Here is a 15,754-nt window from a genome sequence, read left to right on the forward strand (position 1 = left end):
GCAGTCCGAGGAGATCCGCAGTGACGCACGCCCGTGGCCCCCTGTTCATCGCCTCCCTCGCGACGGCGGGCCTGCTGCTGTCGGCGTGCGGCTCGGAGACCGGCGGTACCGCGACCCCCGCCACGGACACGACGACGACCACCGCCACGAGCACCAAGGAGACCTCCACCTCGAAGGAGGCGCCGCCGGTCCCGGCCGGTGGGGACGTCACGGCTCCCGGAACGAAGCTCAAGGTCGGCTCCCGCGCGGTCATCCCCGTCGTCACCGGTGACAAGAGCGGCACCATCGCCATCACCGTCACGGCCATCGAGGCGGGCGCGAAGGAGGACCTGGCGAAGTTCGGCGACAAGGCCAAGAACATCACGCCGTTCTACCTGCGGGCCACGGTCGAGAACCTCAGCGGCACGGACCTGAGCTTCACCTCGATCGGCCTGCGAGGCCTCGGCGAGGACGGCAAGGGCACCGGCGTGATCATCAGCGGTGACACCCCTAAGTGCGACTCCACGAGCGCGCCCAAGACGTTCAAGGCGGCCGGCGAGAAGTACGAGACCTGCGTGCTGAGCGCGGCGCAGGACGGTTTGAAGGTCGCGGGGGCCGAGTACAACCGCGGCGACGACTACGTCAAGTCGCCGGTCGTCTGGCAGAGCTGAGCCGCCGGTCCGCGTGGCGCACGAGGGGTCCTCGCGGATCAGCGCCGCTAGTCTCGGAAGCCGTGATCACCACCATGGCTTTCCTGAGGGCTCGTGCGGGCATGAGCAGGGACGAGTTCGTCGACCACTACGAGAACCACCACGTGCCGCTGATCCTGAGCATCACGCCCCGCCCGTTCTACTACGTGCGCAACTACCTGCCGCCCCACGACGAGCGGGGATTTCCGGCGGAGTTCGACGTGGTCACGCACATGAAGTTCGCCGACGCGGCGACCCGCCGCACCTGGCTCTCGCTCGTCCTCGCGCCCGGTTCCGGCGTTGCCGAGGACGAGGAGCGCTTCCTCGACCGCGCGCGAACGCAGTCCTGGATCGTGGACGAACGGCTCAGCGCCGCACCAGCCCGTTGACGTGCGCGTACGCCACGGCATGCACCCTGTCGCGCAACCCCAGCTTGGCCAGCACCCGTGAGACGTGCGTCTTCACCGTCTCGTCCCCGACGTGCAGCCGTGCGGCGATCTCGGCGTTGCTGCAGGCCGCCGCGACGAGCTGCAGCACCTCCCGTTCGCGCGCGGTGAGCAGCTCGAGCTCCGGCGGCGTCGGGGGAGGGGCGAGGCTGACGGCGAACCGCGCGATCAGCCGTTGCGTCACCGACGGGTCGATCAACGCGTCCCCGCGCGCAGCCACCCGCACGGCCGAGATCAGCTCCTCGGGCGGCAGCGACTTCAGCAGGAACCCGCTGGCACCGGCCTTCAAAGCGCGGTAGACGTACTCGTCGGTGTCGTAGGTGGTGAGCAGCAGGACCTTCGTGCGGTTCGCCGGGTCGGCCAGGATCATCTCGGTCGCGCCGAGCCCGTCCAGCTTGGGCATCCGGATGTCGAGCACGGCCACGTCCGGGCGCAGCCGCGCGACCTCCGCCACCGCCGCCCTGCCGTCCGCGACCTCCGCGACGCACCGGAGGTCCTCCTGCGTGTCGAAGATCGCGCGCATGCCGGAGCGCAGCATCGCGTGGTCGTCGGCCAGCAGCACGGTCAACGTCATGACGCCTCCAGGGGGAACGTGACGACGGTGCGCCAGGTCCGTCCGTCCGGTTCGAGCCCGGACCGGGTGGTGCCGCTGAACATGCCCGCGCGGTTGCGGATGCCGACGAGGCCGCGGCGCACCGAACCGGAGTCGTCGCCGGGTCCGGTGACGTTCTGCGCGGTGACGGACAGCGAGTCCGGTGCGTACTCCAGCGTGACCGTCACCCCGGACGCGTCGCCGTGCCGCAGGGCGTTGGTGAGCATCTCCTGGATGATCCGGTAGACCGTGATGTCCAACGACTCCGGCACGTCCCGCCGTTGCCCGCGCACCTCGAGCCGGGCCGGCCTGCCCGCCGCGCGCACGCCGTCGAGCAGTTCGTCGAGGTTGTCGAGGCCGGGCTGCCGCGCGCCCTCGGACTTGTCGCCGTGCAGCAGGTCGAGCAGGTGCCGCAGGTCGGCCATGGCCGCGCGGCTGGACGTCTCGACCGCGCGCAACGAGCTGGTCAGCCTCGGATTTCCTTCCGGCAGACCGAGACGGGCGGCGCCGGCGTGCAGGTTGATGGCGCTCACGTGGTGGATGATCACGTCGTGCAGGTCGCGGGCTATCGCGCCGCGTTCCTCGGTGATCGCCTTGGTCACCGCCGCCTTCGCGTCCTTCTCGGCCATCGCCGACCGCTTCTCCAGCTCGGCCAGGTACGCGCGGCGCGCCGTCGTGTAGCGGCCGACGAGCCACGGCAGCAGCGCGCCCTTTCCCGCCACCAGCACCGCGTACAGGGGGCCGTAGCCGTTGATGACCATGCAGGCCATCAGGCTGGCCGAGAGCAACCCGAGCGAGGTGTACGCCGGTGTGCCGCGCAGCCACGCCCCCGCCCGGTACCCGGCGATCAGGAGGCCGGCGTCGTTGGCGTCGATCCCGTTGCGCATCGCGACGAGGACGATCACCGGCACGGCCGCCTGCGCCGCCGCCACCCACAGCGACAGCCGGGCCGGACCGGCCAGCATCGCGTCCACGGCCAGCGTCATCAGGAGCACGACCACGGTCTGCGGCAACGGTTCGCGGTCGAGCAGCACGAACCCGCCGTCCACGACCATGCACACGGTCGCGACCAGCCACGACTGGTGCTTGAGGGGCAGCTTGATCAGATCCATCGAGCGCAATCCTGCCGGATTGCGTCCCTGAGAACCTCCCGCTTCGCAGGGGCCGGGCATCCCCCGGGCGGGGGATGCGATTTCCGTCTTCGCAGTGACGCGGCGGCGAAGCCATGATCGATACGTTCGGCCGCGATGAAACGACGTGGTGTGACCTTCCTGCTCGCGCTGGCGGCGCTCCTGGGGATCGCCGCCCCGGCGCTGGCCGACGGCGCCCAGTCCGGTGCCGACGTGCACGTCGCGCAGAGCCTCGGCGACCGCGACCTCACGGTGATCATCCGGCGGGTCGCGGAGGTGCCCGGGCCGGTGCACGTCGACGTGGTGACGCACGCCGGATCGCCGCCGGGCGAGCTGACCCTGACGTTGCGTGCGGCGGGTGCTCCGAGCAGCACCACCAAGGTGGTCCTCGGTGCCGCGCCCGGCTTCCACTCCGGCCTGCTGCACGTGGACCGGCCCGGTCCGTGGGAGCTCGCGGTCGACGAGGCGACCATCCCGTTCGTCGTGCCGGCGCTCGTGCCGTCGCCGTGGGAGAACGCGACCTACGGAGGGTTCATCGCGGCCGGAGTGCTGTTGCTGGCGGCACTCCTGCTGGCCGTCTTCGGCAAGGTCGGCCTCGCGCTCGTGCCCACGGCGGGCATGGTCGCCGCGGTGGCGGCAGGGGTGACGGCGGCGTTGCTGGCGCCGAGCATTCCGCCGGTCGCGGCGCCCGGCACGCAGCTCGACCCGACGTACGACAACGTCACGAACCCCTACGAGCGAACGTCCATAGTGGACTTCTCGCGGCCGCCGGTGAACATGGTGCCCGGCATGGACGGCAAGGACCTCGTGCTGAACCTGACCGACGGCTCGTCGGGACGGCCGGTGGACGACCTGCTCGTGCACGACAGCGCGTTCGTCCACCTGGTCGTGGTGTCGCCGTCCGGGCACCTGCGCCACCTGCACCCGGTCCGCACGGCGCCCGGTGAGTTCCGCGCCCGGCTGAACGATCCCGAACAGGGCACGCACGCCGTCGCCGCCGAGATCGCACGGCGTGGCGGGGGAGTGCAGCTGCTGCGGTCGAGCGTCGAGGTCTCCGGCACGGCCACGCCCCGGCACGACGCGACGGCCGAGACGGCGGTGGAGATCCGCGAGGCGGGCAGGCCGAGCACGATCACCGCGAAGTTCGGCGAGCGCGACCTGCAGCCGTGGCTGGGCATGCTCGGGCACATGATCGTCGTCGGCCCGGTGACGGACAACGCCGTGAACGCCCCGATCTGGGCGCACGTGCACTCCATGCTCCCGCCGACGCCGGGAATGCCGGACAAGCCCGACGAGAGCGTCGCCGCCTACGGGCCGGACGTGCCGTTCACCTACTCGTTCCCGTTGCCGGGCAGGTACCTCGTGTGGATCCAGGTCGAACGCGACTACTCGGTCGTCACCGTGCCGAAGGTCGTCGACGTCCCGGCCGGGAAGGTGGCCTCGAAGTGAAGCGCTCGGCTGTGGCCGTCGTGGCCGGGGTGATCGCGCTGGTCGCGGCGGTGGTGGTGCTGTGGCCACGCGGAGTCGAGGCCCAGCCCCACCTGGCGGAGAGCGCGCGGCTCCGGTTCGAGCTCACGCCCGCCAGCACCCGGTCCGGCAGCAACTCGTTCGACCTGCTCGTCACCGACCGGTCCGGCAACGCCGCCGACGGCGAGGTGACGGTCGAACCGGCCATGCCGCAGATGGGCCACGCGCTCGCCCCGATCACGGCGGCACCGCGGGCTCCAGGCAGGTACGAGGTCGCGGGCGTCGACCTGTTCATGGCCGGTCAATGGGAAATCACCTTGTCACTGCGCGGCGAGCGGGTCGTGATCCCGCTGCTGCTCACCTAGAAGGGGGAGGAATGACTGTGCACATCACGGCGACCGAAGCGTCGCCGGCGAGGACGGTCCCGAGGGGGCTGGTCCCGGCGAGCGTCGTGGTCGGCGGCACTCTGATCTCGCTGATCGGCCTGACCTGGGACATCCAGTGGCACTCCGACGTCGGGCCCGACACGTTCTTCACCCTGCCGCACCTGTTCCTGTACGCGGGCAGCGCGATCTCGGGCCTCGCTAGCCTCGCCGTCGTGTTGCTGACGACGGCGAACTCCAAGCGCGGCAAGGCGATCGACCCGGTGGTCGGCGGCCGCGCGGTCGGTGTGTTCGGCCGCACGTTCGCCGCCCCCGTCGGGTACCTGGTCTCCGGCATCGGCGCGGCGCTGTTCCTCGTCTACGGGCTGTGGGACCAGTGGTGGCACGGCCTGTACGGCTTCGACGCCGTGATCGACTCGCCGCCGCACATCGGGCTGCTGCTGTCGATCTCGATCACGATGGTCGGCGCGGTCATGGTCTTCGCGGTCGCCCGCGACCAGCGCTGGGGGACCTACGGCATCGCCGCCGCGGCGGGCACGTTGCTCGCGTTCAGCATGGTCACCGTGCTCGGCCTGCGCGCGGTGCCCGGCGGTGCCGTCAACACGGTCAACGCCGGCAGCGCGTTCTTCTCGGTGATGATCCTGTTCATGGGCGCGTACGTCCTGAACCGGCGCGGCGGCGCGCTCGCCGTCGGAGTCGTCGTCGCGGTGCTGCAAGCCGTGTTCTGGTGGTTCTCCCCGTGGGCCACCGAGGTCTACGCGGACGCCACCGGCCTGCCGTTGCGCGACTACGCCGACGGCATCCCCGGACTGCCCAACATGATCCCGATGAGCCTGCTCCTCGTCGCGGTCGCCGTGGAACTGCTGCGGGGACTGCCCGCCTGGATCCCCGGCGCCGTCGGCGGCGTGATCATCACGGCCTGCGCGCCCCTGCAGCGGATGCTCGTGCAGGGCAGCGACTTCCCGGCCCTCGAACGGTACGTGGCCACCGTCGTGGCGGGGGCGGTGCTCGGCGCCCTCGCCGGGATGCTCGGCCGGCGGTACGGCCACATGCTCCGCCACCTCGCACCAGCAAAGGACGACAGCCATGCGTAAGACGTTGCTGGGCCTGCTGGGCACGGCCGCCCTGCTGTTCGGGCTGACCACTCCCGCGCTGGCCTTCGAGCCGGTCAACGTGGTGCACACGGAGAAGGTGAAGGCGGGACCGTACGACCTGACCATCGGCTTCAGCACGTGGCCGGTGAAGGCCATGCAGTCGCTGGACTTCACCTTCGTGCCGGAGAACGGGCTCGAGGGCAAGAAGGGCACGCTGACCCTGTTCCGCGGGGACGTGGAGAGCGACGGCGGCCCCCTGGCACGGCACCCCCGCAAGCGCGACGTGTGGGGCCTGGACGTCTTCGCCCTGCCCGAGCCGGGGGCGTGGACGATGCGCTTCGACATCGACGGACCGGCGGGCGCGGGCACGGGCGAGCTGAAGAACCTCCAGGTGATGGAGCAGCCGGGGCCGCCGATGGGCCTGTCCTGGGCGATCAGCACGTTCCCGCTGTTCGGCCTGATCGCGTTGATCGTGGTCGCCTGGCGACGGACGCGCGCCACGGTCGCTTAGGGCGTGTGTCGTTGATGAGGGGAGCTTTCATAAACCTGAGGTTTATGAAAGCTCCCCTCATCAACGTCGTGTGGTGTGCCTTGCCAGGTGCTTAGCAGATGAGGTCCGAGCTTCACCCGGCAACCTGACCGGGTGAAGTTCGGTCCGAATGGCTGGACTGGCTGGATTTCCGGCGACGAGGTCCGATACCCAGTTCGCCGTGCGCTTGCCTCACGCTGTTTGGATCGGCGGGCTCTTGGTGCCCGCGTTGCTCGCCACCACCGGCGTGTTCGTCTACGGCGGTGGCGTTGAACGGACGCTGCACTCCGACGTGCGTACCGCGCTGGGAAAGGCCGGCTACCACGGCGTGGTCGCGGTGGACGGCCGGTCGGTCGTGGTCAGCGAGGTCTCGCCGCGCTCGGTCGACGCGGTGCGCGCCGTGGTGTCCGACGTGAACGGCGTCGGTGTCACCGACGTGCGCACGGCCGAACCCGAGCAGCTACTCCTGGCGGTGCGCGGCGGCGAGATCCTGGTGTCCGGTGCGGTCGCCGACGACGCGGAACGCCGTGCGCTGCTGGAGGCCGTGCGGACCGACGGCCACCGCGTTACGGCCGCGCTCCGGCTGGGCGGCCTGCTGCCGATCCCACCGGCCGTGATCGGGCGGGTGCTCACCGCCGCGCTGTCCGCCAAGGTGTCGGACGTGACCACGACCGTCCACAACGGACAGGTCGTGGTCGCCGCCCGCGTGCCCGACGAGGCCAGGGCGACCGCGGTCCGCGACGCCGTCCGGGAGGCGGCGAACGGCCTGCAGGTCACCGACCGCATCGAGGTCGGCTCGTCCGCGGCCGCCGGCGACCTGAACGTCGAGGCCCTGCACGACTCGATCTCCCGCCTGGTCAACGGCAACGGCGCGATTCGGTTCGTGCAGGGCACCACGGCGTACGAGGGCCACGGCCCCGTGCTCATCGAGCGCGTCGGCCGCATGCTGCTGGTCGCCCCACGCGCCTCGATCACGCTGGTGGCGCACGGCACCGACCAGGCGATGGCGACCAAACGCGGCGAGATGGTCCGCGACGTCCTCGTCGGCCAAGGTGTGGCACCCGCGTTGATCGCCATCGAGACCCGTCCCGCCCCCGGCGGCGAGTACGACCCGGCCACGCGCCAGGTCGACGTCGTCGTCCGTTAGGAGTTCGCTGTGCTCTGGTTGTTCTCCCAGATGTTCCTGCTGTGCGTGGTGTCGTTCGCCGTCGGCTCGCTGGTGACGTGGCTGTCGGTCCGCGGCCGCCTGCAGCCCGAACGCCCGAAGACGCGCCTCGCCCTGCCCGCACCCCGCCCGGCGGCCGAGCAGGTGGTGATCGCCGAACAGCCCCCGGCACCGGCCGCCCCGAAGCCGCCGCGGCAGGAGTCGTTGCCGGTCAAGGGCAACTCGAAGACGATGGTCTACCACACGCCCGACTCCCCGTACTACCGGCGGATGAAGGGCGACATGGCGTTCGCCTCGGAGGACGACGCCGTGTCGGCCGGCTACCGGATGTGGACCACGAAGAGCCGCGTCAGGGCCTGAGCCCGGCCGGTGCCAACAGGGATCAGCGCTCCAGCAGGTCGCGGATCGCCGCCGCGACGACGTCCGGTGCCTCCTCGGCCATGAAATGTCCACAGGAGACTGTGCGGTGGTCGAGGTCGGTTGCCCAGGCCTGCCACAGCGCCTTGGCGTCGAAGCCGAGCGCCGCGCCCCAGTCCTGCTGCAGCACGGTGACCGGCATCTGCAGCTGGTTGCCCGCGTTCCTGTCCACCGTGTCGTGCTCGACGTCGATCGTCGCCGACGCCCGGTAGTCCGCGACGATCGACGTGACGGCCTCGCGGCTCGCGCGCAGGTACTCGGCCCGGACGTCCTCGGGGAACGGCCCGGCGCCCCAGACGTCGAGGAAGTGGCCGAAGAACGCGTCCGGGGTCGCGCCGATCATCTGCTCGGCGAGGCCGGGCGGCTGGGCCATCAGGAACAGGTGGAAGCCGACGGCGGCGGACGTGCCGCGCATGACGTCCCACATGTCCAGCGTCGGCAGCACGTCGAGCGACGCGAGGTGCGTGACGTGCCGTGGGTGGTCGAGTCCGGTGCGGAACGCGACGAGCGCGCCCCGGTCGTGTCCGGCGAGGGCGAACGTGTCGTGCCCGAACGCGCGGGCGACCTGCACGACGTCGGCGGCCATCGTGCGCTTGGAGTAGGTGAGGCCGGTGTCGGCGGGCTTGTCGCTGTCGCCGTAGCCGCGCAGGTCGGGCATGATCACGGTGTGGTCGGCGGCCAGATCGGCGGCGACGTGCCGCCACATGAGGTGGGTCTGCGGGAAGCCGTGCAGCAGCACGACCGGGCTCCCCGATCCCGTGGTGGCGACGTTGAGCTCGACGCCGTCGGAGACCTGAACGCGCTGGTGGTCGAATGCGGTGTGGTTCACGGGCCCACTGTGCGGGTGCCCGATCAGCAACGGATCAGCGTTAGGGTCAGCGGGTGGTGACGTTCGGGGTGCTCGGCCCGCTGACCGCGGGATCCGCCCGCCTCGGCGGCCCGAAGCAACGCGCTGTGCTGGCGCGCCTGCTGGTCGCCCGGCGCCGGGTCGTCCCGGTGCGCACGCTCGTCGACGACCTGTGGGAGGACCCGCCCGACGGCGCGGTCGGCACGGTGCAGACGTTCGTCGGCGCACTGCGCAAGGCGCTGGAACCCGATCGTCCACCCCGGACTCCCTCGACGCTCCTGGTGACCGAGGGCGCGGGGTACGCGTTGCTCGCCACAGACGTGGACGCGTGGCGGTTCGAGGAGGTGCTGGGCGGCGACCTGTCCGTGCTGGACGGTGCGCTCGCGTTGTGGCGCGGGCCCGCGTACGCCGAGTTCGCCGACTTCCACTGGGCGCGGGCCGAGATCGACAGGCTGGAGGAGCTGCGGCTGGTCGCGGTCGAACGCCGGGCCGCCGCCGCCCTCGCCCTGGGCCGTTCCGCCGAGGTCGTCGCCGACCTGCGCGCTCACCTGGCCGGACACCCGTGGCGCGAGAAGGCGTGGAGCCTGCTCGCGCTGGCGCTGTACCGGGAGGGCCGGCAGGGCGACGCGCTGGGAGCGGTGCGCGAGGCGCGGCACGCGCTCGTGGAGAACCTCGGTGTCGATCCGGGCGAGGAACTCCGCGCGCTGGAGTCGGACATCCTGGCCCAGGCACCGCGCCTGCTGCTCTCACCCGAGTCGTCACTGGTGGGACGCGCCGCCGAACTGGCGCTGCTGGACTCCGCCGTCCCGGCAGCCGGTCTGGGGTTCGCGCTGGTGACGGGTGAGGCCGGTGTGGGCAAGACCGCTCTCGCCACGGCGTTCACCGAGCTGCTGGCCGGTCGGGGGTGGAGGACGGTGTGGGCGCGCTGTCAGGAGGACGCGCCCGTGGCGTGGCCCTGGCAGCAGGTGGTGGAGGCACTGGGGGAGGAACTGGTTGCCGCGGACCGGTTCCAGCTCCGCCTGTCGATCCTGTCCACTGTGGAATCGGCCGCGCCGGTGCTGGTCGTGCTGGATGACCTGCACCAGGCCGATCAGGAAACCCTCGCGGTGCTGGCCGCGTTCACCGGCCGGGTGCTCTCCGGTCGCGTGCTGATCGTCGCGACCTCGCGCTCCGCGGTGCCGTCGGAGGCCCTGGCGCGCGCGGAACCGGTCCGCGTGCAACTCGGCGGTTTGGACGCAGAGGCCGTCGCCGCACTGGTGGGACCACGGGACGCGCGCGTGATCCACCAACGCACCGGCGGCAATCCCTTCTACGTCAAGGAACTCGGCCGGCTGGTCGCTTCGGGAGGCGACCTCGGCTCGGTGCCGGTGGGTGTGCGGGACGTGCTGCGCCACCGCCTCGCCGGGCTGCCGCCCGAGGCGCGGACCGTGCTGCACCAGGCCTCCGTGCTGGGCAGGGCCGTCGAGGTGGACCTGCTGGCCGCGCTGGCCGGCCACGACGTGCTCGACGCGCTGGACCTGGCGATCGAGGCCGGTTTCGTCGTCGAGGTGGCACCCGGCCACGCCAGGTTCACGCACCAGCTGGTGCGCGACACCCTGTACGAGGACGTGTCGCTGACCAGGCGCGCACGCTGGCACGCCGCGGTGGCCGAGGCGTTGCCACCTGGCGACGTCCAACTGCTCGCTCACCACCACGCCCTCGCGGGTACGCGGAGTCCTGAGGCGGTGAGGGCGCTCGCCGAGGCCGCGGCGGGGAACCGAGCACCGCGTGAGGCGGTGCGGTTGTGGCGCGCGGCGCTCGCGGCGGCCGGTTCGGAACGGCTCGACCTGCTGACCGGCCTGGTCAGAGCCCTGGCGGTGAGCGGGGACCTGGAAGGGGCGCGGGAGCGGAGGTCGGCGGCGTTGCGGCTGGCCGAAGGTCCGGCCGAGGTGGCCGAGGTGATCGGGTCGTTCGACGTCCCCGGCATCTGGACCACCAACGACGACCCTGCCCACTCCGCCGAACTCGTCGCCGCCGCGGAACGGGTCCTGCCCGCCTTCCCCGGCCCGACCACCACCCGAGCCCGCCTGCTCGCCATGATCGCGATGGAGGACCGGGGAACCGGCGCCCGCCTCGGTGAAGCACGGGAAGCCGAGGCCACGGCGCGTGCCCTCGGCGACCCCGAACTGCTGGCGTTCGCCCTGAACGCCCGCTTCATGCACACCTTTCACCGCACCGGCCTGGCTCCGGACCGTGCCGCGATCGGCAGGGAACTCCTCGAGGTCGCGTCCGGCCGCCTGGTGACCCACGAGGTGCTGGGCCACCTGGTCCTAGTCCAGGCCTGCTGCGCGCTGGCCGACTTCGGCACCGCCGACCAGCACGCGGCCGCGGCCGACGAACTGGCACAACGCCACGACCTGCCGCTGGTCGGCCTCTTCACCGACTGGTACGCGGCGTTGAAGCTGGCGGCAGCCGGGAAGAAGGCCGAAGCCGACAGTGCGTACCGTGCCGCGGCCGACCGCGTCAGGGGCACCGGCATGTGGGGCATGGAACGCGGACTCCTGCCGCTGGCCCTGCTCAGCCTGCACGGCTCGTCCACAGTGGACCTCACCGACGACTGGGGCCCGCACCTCGACTGGGTGCGCCCGCTGGCGTTGCCGCACGACGAGGCGGTGCAAGCCGCGCGTGCACTTCCCGACGGGCCGGCGGACCTGCTCACGGAGGTCCGTGCCTGCCTGCTGGCGATGGCGGCGACCCGGCTGCGGGACGACGAACTCGCGGAGCGCGCACATGCGTTGCTCCTGCCCGCCAAGGACGAACTCGTGGCGGGTACCGGGCTGTTCACCTTCGGCCCGGTGAAGGATTACCTACGCGGCTAGTGCCGGTCCCAGCAGCAGACCGCCGTCCAGCACGAACTCCGACCCGGTCGCGAACGCGGCCTCCGGCGACGCCAGGTAGAGCACCAGTGCGGTGAACTCGCCGGGCTCACCGAGGCGCGGCACGGCGAACGGCGCGGGGGAGTAGAGGTCGCCGATCGCGGGCCGGCCGGCCTCGACCGGTTCGTGGATCAGCGGCGTCGACACGACGCCGGGGTGGATCGAGTTCACCCTGATCCCGTCGCGGCCGAGCTCCAGCGCGGCGGTCTTGGTCAGTCCGCGCAGCGCCCACTTGCTCGCGACGTACGGCGCGTAGAACGGCGAACCCACGTTGCCCATGGTCGAGGCGATGTTGACGATCGACCCGCCGCCGGCCCTGCGCAACGACGGCGCGACGTGCTTGATGCCGAGGAACTGCCCGGTCAGGTTGACCGCCAGGGTCCGGTCCCACACCTCGCGCGAGGTGTCCTCGATCAACGCGGCCGCGTGCTGCGCGCCCGCGTTGTTCACCAGCACCGACACCGGCCCGAACCGCTCCTCCGCGGCACGGACGGCCTCGGCCCAGGCGTCCTCGTCCGTCACGTCGAGCCGCACGGCGAACGCCCGCTCACCGAGTTCTTCGGCGACCTTCGAGCCCGCGTCCAGGTCGCGCGCGGCGATCACGACCTGTGCGCCTTCCGCGTGGAAGCCCCGCACGTGGCTCGCGCCCATCCCGCTCGTCGCGCCGGTGACGAGCACCGTCTTGCCGTCGAAGCGTCCCATCACGTCCTCCAGTGGTGAGTTGAGTGACTCACCTCGGAACGGTAGGCGCGGGCGGCATGGTGAGTCAAGTGACTCACCTCATGGCATACTGGACGGCGTGCCGACCTACCACGAGCGCATGGCGGAGCAGAAGCGGACGGCGATCGTCGACGCGGCGACGGGGCTGTTCCTGGAATCCGGCTACGACAAGACCTCGCTCGCGCGCATCGCCGACGCGGCCGGGGTGTCGAAGGCGACGCTGTTCAAGCAGTTCCCGACGAAGGCCGAGCTGTTCGACGCGATCGTCACGGACTACTGGCGCACGGAGGAAGGCGCGCTCACGCCGCAGCCCGGTGACCCGGAGAAGGGCCTGACCGCGCTCGGCAACCGGTACGTGGCGTTGCTGACCCGGCCGGGCATGGTCGCGTTGTTCCGCATCGTCATCGCCGAGGCGCCACGCTTCCCCGAACTCGGGCAGACCCAGTTCAAGCTGGGCAAGCAGCCGTTCTTCGACGCGGTTCGCGACTACCTCGCCGCCGAACACGAGGCCGGCACGCTCACGGTCGAAGATCCCGTTCTGGCCGCCACGCAGTTCCTCGGCATGATCTCGAACTTCGCGTTCTGGCCCCGCATGCTGCTGGTGAACTGGGCGCCCACCGAGAAGGCCATGGCCCACTCGGTGGACGAGGCGGTCCAGACGGTCCTGGCCCGCCACGCGGTCACAGCGGCAACCGGCGCAGCGCGGGCTTGAGGACCTTTCCGGACCCCGTGCGGGGCAGTTCGGCGACCACCTCGACGTGGACCGGGATCTTGTACTTCGCCAGGCGCGGCACCAGGAACTCCCGCAACCCGGCGGCGTCCACCAGGGCACCGTCGCGAGGCCGGACAAACGCCCGCCCGACCTCGCCCCAGCGCTGGTCCGGCACCCCGACGACGGCGACCTCGGCCACGTCCGGGTGCGAGGTGATCGCGTTCTCCACCTCGGCCGGGTAGACGTTCTCGCCGCCGGAGATGTACATGTCCTTGAGCCGGTCGAGGACGTACAGGTGCCCGCCGTCGAGCCGTCCCAGGTCGCCGGTGCGGAACCAGCCGTCCTCGGTGAACGCGGCCGCCGTGGCGACCGGGTCGTTCCAGTAGCCCGGCGTGACGTTCGGGCCCTGCACCTCGATCTCGCCGCTCTCCGCCAGCCGCAGGTCGCCGAAGAACACGCACGGCCCGGCCGAGCCCGCCTTCAGCACGCTGTCCGCGGCCTCCAGGAACGTCGCTCCAGGTGCGGTCTCGGTGAGGCCGTAGCCCTGGCAGAACACCAGGCCCCGGTCCTGGTAGGCGTGGATCACCGCGTCCGGCACCGCCGCCCCGCCGCACAGCAGCACCCGCAACGACGACAGGTCCGCGCCGGGCCACGACGCGGAGGCGGCCAGGTCGGCGTACATCGTGGACACCCCGAACATCCACGTCACGCCGTGGTTCTCGATCAAGGAAACGCACTCGGCGACGTCCCAGCGCGAGGTGATCACGCTGTGCCCGCCCTTGATGAACGTGGGCAGCAACGTCTGGGTGAGCGCGGCGACGTGGAACAGCGGCGCGGTGACCAGCGTGACGTCGTCCGAGGCGACGTCGACGCCGATCATCAGGTTGAAGGTGTTCCAGAGCAGGTTGGCGTGACTGAGCATCGCGCCCTTGGGCCTGCCGGTGGTGCCGGAGGTGTAGAGGATCAACGCGGTGTCGTCGATGGAGACCGGTTCGTCCAGCGGCTCGTCGGAGCCCTGGAGGAGCCAGTCCTCGTACGTCGCCAGCGACACCGCCCGCGGGTGCTCCACGACGTGCGACGGCGCGTGCACCAGCACGTGCGCGCCGCAGTCGGCGAGCTGGTAGTTGATCTCCGCCGGGGTGAGGCGGAAGTTCAACGGCACGAAGATCGCGCCCAGCAGGTGCGTGGCGAACATGGTCTCGGCGAACGACGGGTGGTTCGGGCCGAGGTACGCGACCCGGTCACCGTGCCGAACCCCTAGCTCCCGCAACCGCCACGCCAGCCGGTTCGTGCGGACGGCCACCTCCTCGTACGAGGTCGAGATGCCGTCGAAGGTGAACGCCTCACGCTTCGGCGCCATGCGTGCTCGGCGGCGTGGCCAGCTGCCCAGTCCCGCGTTGCGCATCCCTGTCTCCTGTCAGGCTGGTCCGGCTGGTCTCGTGCAGCGTCACCGTGCAGAGGACGGTGAGCAGGCAGAACGCCGCGAGGATGAACGGGATCGCGCCCGTGCCCGAGGTCTTCTGCACCTGCGCGAAGAGCAACGGCGCGAGCCCCGCGCCCAGCCCTGCCAGCTGGTAGCCGAGCGAGGCGCCGGTGTAGCGGCTGCCGGTGTTGAACAGCTCGCTGTAGAGCGCGGCCAGCGGCCCGTACATCATCGGGTGGATGACGGCCTGGCCGAGCACGAGCGCGATGACGATGAACCCGTTGTCCACCATCGGGAACAGCACGAACCCGAACGCGGCCATGAGCACGGCGCCGACGAGCACGACGGGCCGCCGCCCCACCCTGTCGGACATCGCCGACCAGCCGATGATGCCGATCACCGCCAGTGCCGAGGACAGCGTCAGCGCGTTGAGGATCATCTGCCTGCTGTTGCCGGCCTGCACGCCGTACGCCAGCACGAACGTCGTCAGGGTCGACTGCGCGACGAACGCCGAGAGGCCGACGCCGATGCCGAGCGCCAACGTGCGCGGGTGGTTGCGCAGGACGTCGAGCAACGGCATCGAGCCGCGCTTCCGCTCCGCCTTGAAGACCGGCGTCTCCTCGACCTTCATCCGCACGAACAGGCCGATGCCCAGCAGCACCAGGCTCAGCAGGAACGGCACCCGCCAGCCCCAGTCGAGGAACGCCTGCTCACCGACCAGTGCCGCGGTACCGCTCAGGGCGAGCGTCGACAGCACCATGCCGCACGGCGCGCCCGCGTTCGTGAAGCTCGCCCACAGCCCGCGCCGGGACGTGGCGTGTTCGGCCGACATGAGCACGGCGCCGCCCCACTCGCCGCCGACGGAGATGCCCTGCAGGACCCGCAGCAGGATCAGCCCGGCGGGCGCGAGCCAGCCGACCTGGGCGTAGGTGGGCAGCAGGCCGATCAGGAAGCTGGCCACGCCCATCAGGCTCATGGTCAGCACGAGCATCTTCTTGCGCCCCAGCAGGTCGCCGTAGTGTCCGAAGAGGATTCCGCCGAGCGGCCGGGCGAGGTAGCCGGTGGCGAACGTGCCGAAGCTCGCGATCGTCCCGACCAGCGGGTCCAGCGAGGAGAAGAAGACCTTGTTGAACACGACCGCGGAGGCCGTGGCGTAGAGCAGGAAGTCGTAGTACTCGATCACGCTGCCGAGAAAGCTCGACGCGACCGCACGGCGTAACTGCGTTGTTGGCGCCATGGCTTCACC

Annotated in this window: 16 protein-coding genes; 10 read left to right on the forward strand and 6 right to left on the reverse strand. The window is 71.2% G+C overall.

The annotated features are described in order from the left end of the window. The first annotated feature begins 20 nt into the window (after window positions 1-20). Together LX88_RS20325 and LX88_RS20330 are read left to right on the forward strand one after the other, a co-directional pair. The gene (locus LX88_RS20325; RefSeq protein WP_258949361.1) at window positions 21-650 is read left to right on the forward strand and encodes a hypothetical protein; all 630 of its coding nucleotides are present in this window, start codon (window positions 21-23) and stop codon (window positions 648-650) included. A 62-nt stretch (window positions 651-712) separates the two neighbouring features. Beyond that, window positions 713-1,057: an EthD domain-containing protein gene (locus tag LX88_RS20330; RefSeq protein ID WP_258949362.1), complete on the forward strand. Its 345-nt coding sequence runs from the start codon at window positions 713-715 to the stop codon at window positions 1,055-1,057. Here LX88_RS20330 and LX88_RS20335 read toward each other — a convergent pair. After that, entirely contained in the window at window positions 1,035-1,688 is a 654-nt protein-coding gene (locus tag LX88_RS20335) for a response regulator (protein WP_090063441.1), read from the reverse strand. The genes LX88_RS20330 and LX88_RS20335 overlap by 23 nt on opposite strands. Next, window positions 1,685-2,818, reverse strand: coding sequence for a sensor histidine kinase (locus LX88_RS20340; RefSeq protein WP_258949363.1), 1,134 nt, complete (start codon window positions 2,816-2,818; stop codon window positions 1,685-1,687). Before LX88_RS20340 ends, LX88_RS20335 begins: the two co-directional genes overlap by 4 nt. Before the next feature lie 135 nt (window positions 2,819-2,953). On the opposite strand from LX88_RS20340, the gene LX88_RS20345 reads away from it, so the two are divergent. The 6 genes from LX88_RS20345 (at window position 2,954) to LX88_RS20370 (ending at window position 7,834) form a co-directional block, all read left to right on the forward strand. After that, window positions 2,954-4,285: a DUF8832 domain-containing protein gene (locus tag LX88_RS20345; RefSeq protein ID WP_258949364.1), complete on the forward strand. Its 1,332-nt coding sequence runs from the start codon at window positions 2,954-2,956 to the stop codon at window positions 4,283-4,285. Next, window positions 4,282-4,668: a FixH family protein gene (locus LX88_RS20350; protein WP_258949365.1), complete on the forward strand. Its 387-nt coding sequence runs from the start codon at window positions 4,282-4,284 to the stop codon at window positions 4,666-4,668. Before LX88_RS20345 ends, LX88_RS20350 begins: the two co-directional genes overlap by 4 nt. 11 nt (window positions 4,669-4,679) lie before the next feature. Continuing rightward, window positions 4,680-5,780, forward strand: coding sequence for a hypothetical protein (locus tag LX88_RS20355; RefSeq protein WP_258949366.1), 1,101 nt, complete (start codon window positions 4,680-4,682; stop codon window positions 5,778-5,780). Then, window positions 5,773-6,291, forward strand: coding sequence for a hypothetical protein (locus tag LX88_RS20360; RefSeq protein ID WP_258949367.1), 519 nt, complete (start codon window positions 5,773-5,775; stop codon window positions 6,289-6,291). The genes LX88_RS20355 and LX88_RS20360 overlap by 8 nt, the downstream gene beginning before the upstream one ends. 199 nt (window positions 6,292-6,490) lie before the next feature. After that, on the forward strand, window positions 6,491-7,456 hold the full coding sequence (locus tag LX88_RS20365) for a hypothetical protein (RefSeq protein WP_258949368.1): 966 nt from the start codon (window positions 6,491-6,493) through the stop codon (window positions 7,454-7,456). A gap of 9 nt (window positions 7,457-7,465) precedes the next feature. Continuing rightward, window positions 7,466-7,834, forward strand: a complete 369-nt coding sequence (locus LX88_RS20370) for a sunset domain-containing protein (RefSeq protein ID WP_258949369.1) — start codon at window positions 7,466-7,468, stop codon at window positions 7,832-7,834. 22 nt (window positions 7,835-7,856) lie between these two features. Here LX88_RS20370 and LX88_RS20375 read toward each other — a convergent pair whose 3' ends face one another. Continuing rightward, complete coding sequence (locus LX88_RS20375) at window positions 7,857-8,720, reverse strand: alpha/beta fold hydrolase (protein WP_258949370.1); 864 nt, start codon at window positions 8,718-8,720, stop codon at window positions 7,857-7,859. A gap of 53 nt (window positions 8,721-8,773) precedes the next feature. Here LX88_RS20375 and LX88_RS20380 point away from each other — a divergent pair, with 53 nt between their 5' ends. Next, on the forward strand, window positions 8,774-11,596 hold the full coding sequence (locus LX88_RS20380; RefSeq protein WP_258949371.1) for an ATP-binding protein: 2,823 nt from the start codon (window positions 8,774-8,776) through the stop codon (window positions 11,594-11,596). On the opposite strand, the gene LX88_RS20385 is transcribed toward LX88_RS20380, so the two are convergent. Continuing rightward, complete coding sequence (locus LX88_RS20385) at window positions 11,585-12,355, reverse strand: SDR family NAD(P)-dependent oxidoreductase (RefSeq protein ID WP_258949372.1); 771 nt, start codon at window positions 12,353-12,355, stop codon at window positions 11,585-11,587. The two genes, LX88_RS20380 and LX88_RS20385, sit on opposite strands and share 12 nt — an antisense overlap. A 97-nt stretch (window positions 12,356-12,452) precedes the next feature. Between LX88_RS20385 and LX88_RS20390 the strand changes: the two genes are divergently transcribed. After that, window positions 12,453-13,085: a TetR/AcrR family transcriptional regulator gene (locus tag LX88_RS20390; protein WP_258949373.1), complete on the forward strand. Its 633-nt coding sequence runs from the start codon at window positions 12,453-12,455 to the stop codon at window positions 13,083-13,085. Here the strand turns inward: LX88_RS20390 and LX88_RS20395 are convergent. Together LX88_RS20395 and LX88_RS20400 are read right to left on the reverse strand one after the other, a co-directional pair. Then, window positions 13,054-14,490, reverse strand: a complete 1,437-nt coding sequence (locus LX88_RS20395; RefSeq protein WP_258949374.1) for an acyl-CoA synthetase — start codon at window positions 14,488-14,490, stop codon at window positions 13,054-13,056. The genes LX88_RS20390 and LX88_RS20395 overlap by 32 nt on opposite strands. Continuing rightward, complete coding sequence (locus tag LX88_RS20400) at window positions 14,429-15,745, reverse strand: MFS transporter (protein ID WP_258949375.1); 1,317 nt, start codon at window positions 15,743-15,745, stop codon at window positions 14,429-14,431. The genes LX88_RS20395 and LX88_RS20400 overlap by 62 nt, the downstream gene beginning before the upstream one ends. Window positions 15,746-15,754 lie beyond the last annotated feature (9 nt).

The sequence above is a fragment of the Lentzea californiensis genome (assembly GCF_024648825.1).
GTDB lineage: Bacteria > Actinomycetota > Actinomycetes > Mycobacteriales > Pseudonocardiaceae > Lentzea > Lentzea californiensis.

What these genes read in the sequence shown, in the direction of transcription:
- LX88_RS20360 (WP_258949367.1), top strand. Translation starts at nt 5,773, where the DNA reads ATGCGTAAGACGTTGCTGGGCCTGCTGGGCACGGCCGCCCTGCTGTTC.
- LX88_RS20400 (WP_258949375.1), bottom strand. Translation starts at nt 15,745, where the DNA reads ATGGCGCCAACAACGCAGTTACGCCGTGCGGTCGCGTCGAGCTTTCTC.
- LX88_RS20340 (WP_258949363.1), bottom strand. Translation starts at nt 2,818, where the DNA reads ATGGATCTGATCAAGCTGCCCCTCAAGCACCAGTCGTGGCTGGTCGCG.
- LX88_RS20335 (WP_090063441.1), bottom strand. Translation starts at nt 1,688, where the DNA reads ATGACGTTGACCGTGCTGCTGGCCGACGACCACGCGATGCTGCGCTCC.
- LX88_RS20395 (WP_258949374.1), bottom strand. Translation starts at nt 14,490, where the DNA reads ATGCGCAACGCGGGACTGGGCAGCTGGCCACGCCGCCGAGCACGCATG.
- LX88_RS20385 (WP_258949372.1), bottom strand. Translation starts at nt 12,355, where the DNA reads ATGGGACGCTTCGACGGCAAGACGGTGCTCGTCACCGGCGCGACGAGC.
- LX88_RS20355 (WP_258949366.1), top strand. Translation starts at nt 4,680, where the DNA reads ATGACTGTGCACATCACGGCGACCGAAGCGTCGCCGGCGAGGACGGTC.
- LX88_RS20345 (WP_258949364.1), top strand. Translation starts at nt 2,954, where the DNA reads ATGAAACGACGTGGTGTGACCTTCCTGCTCGCGCTGGCGGCGCTCCTG.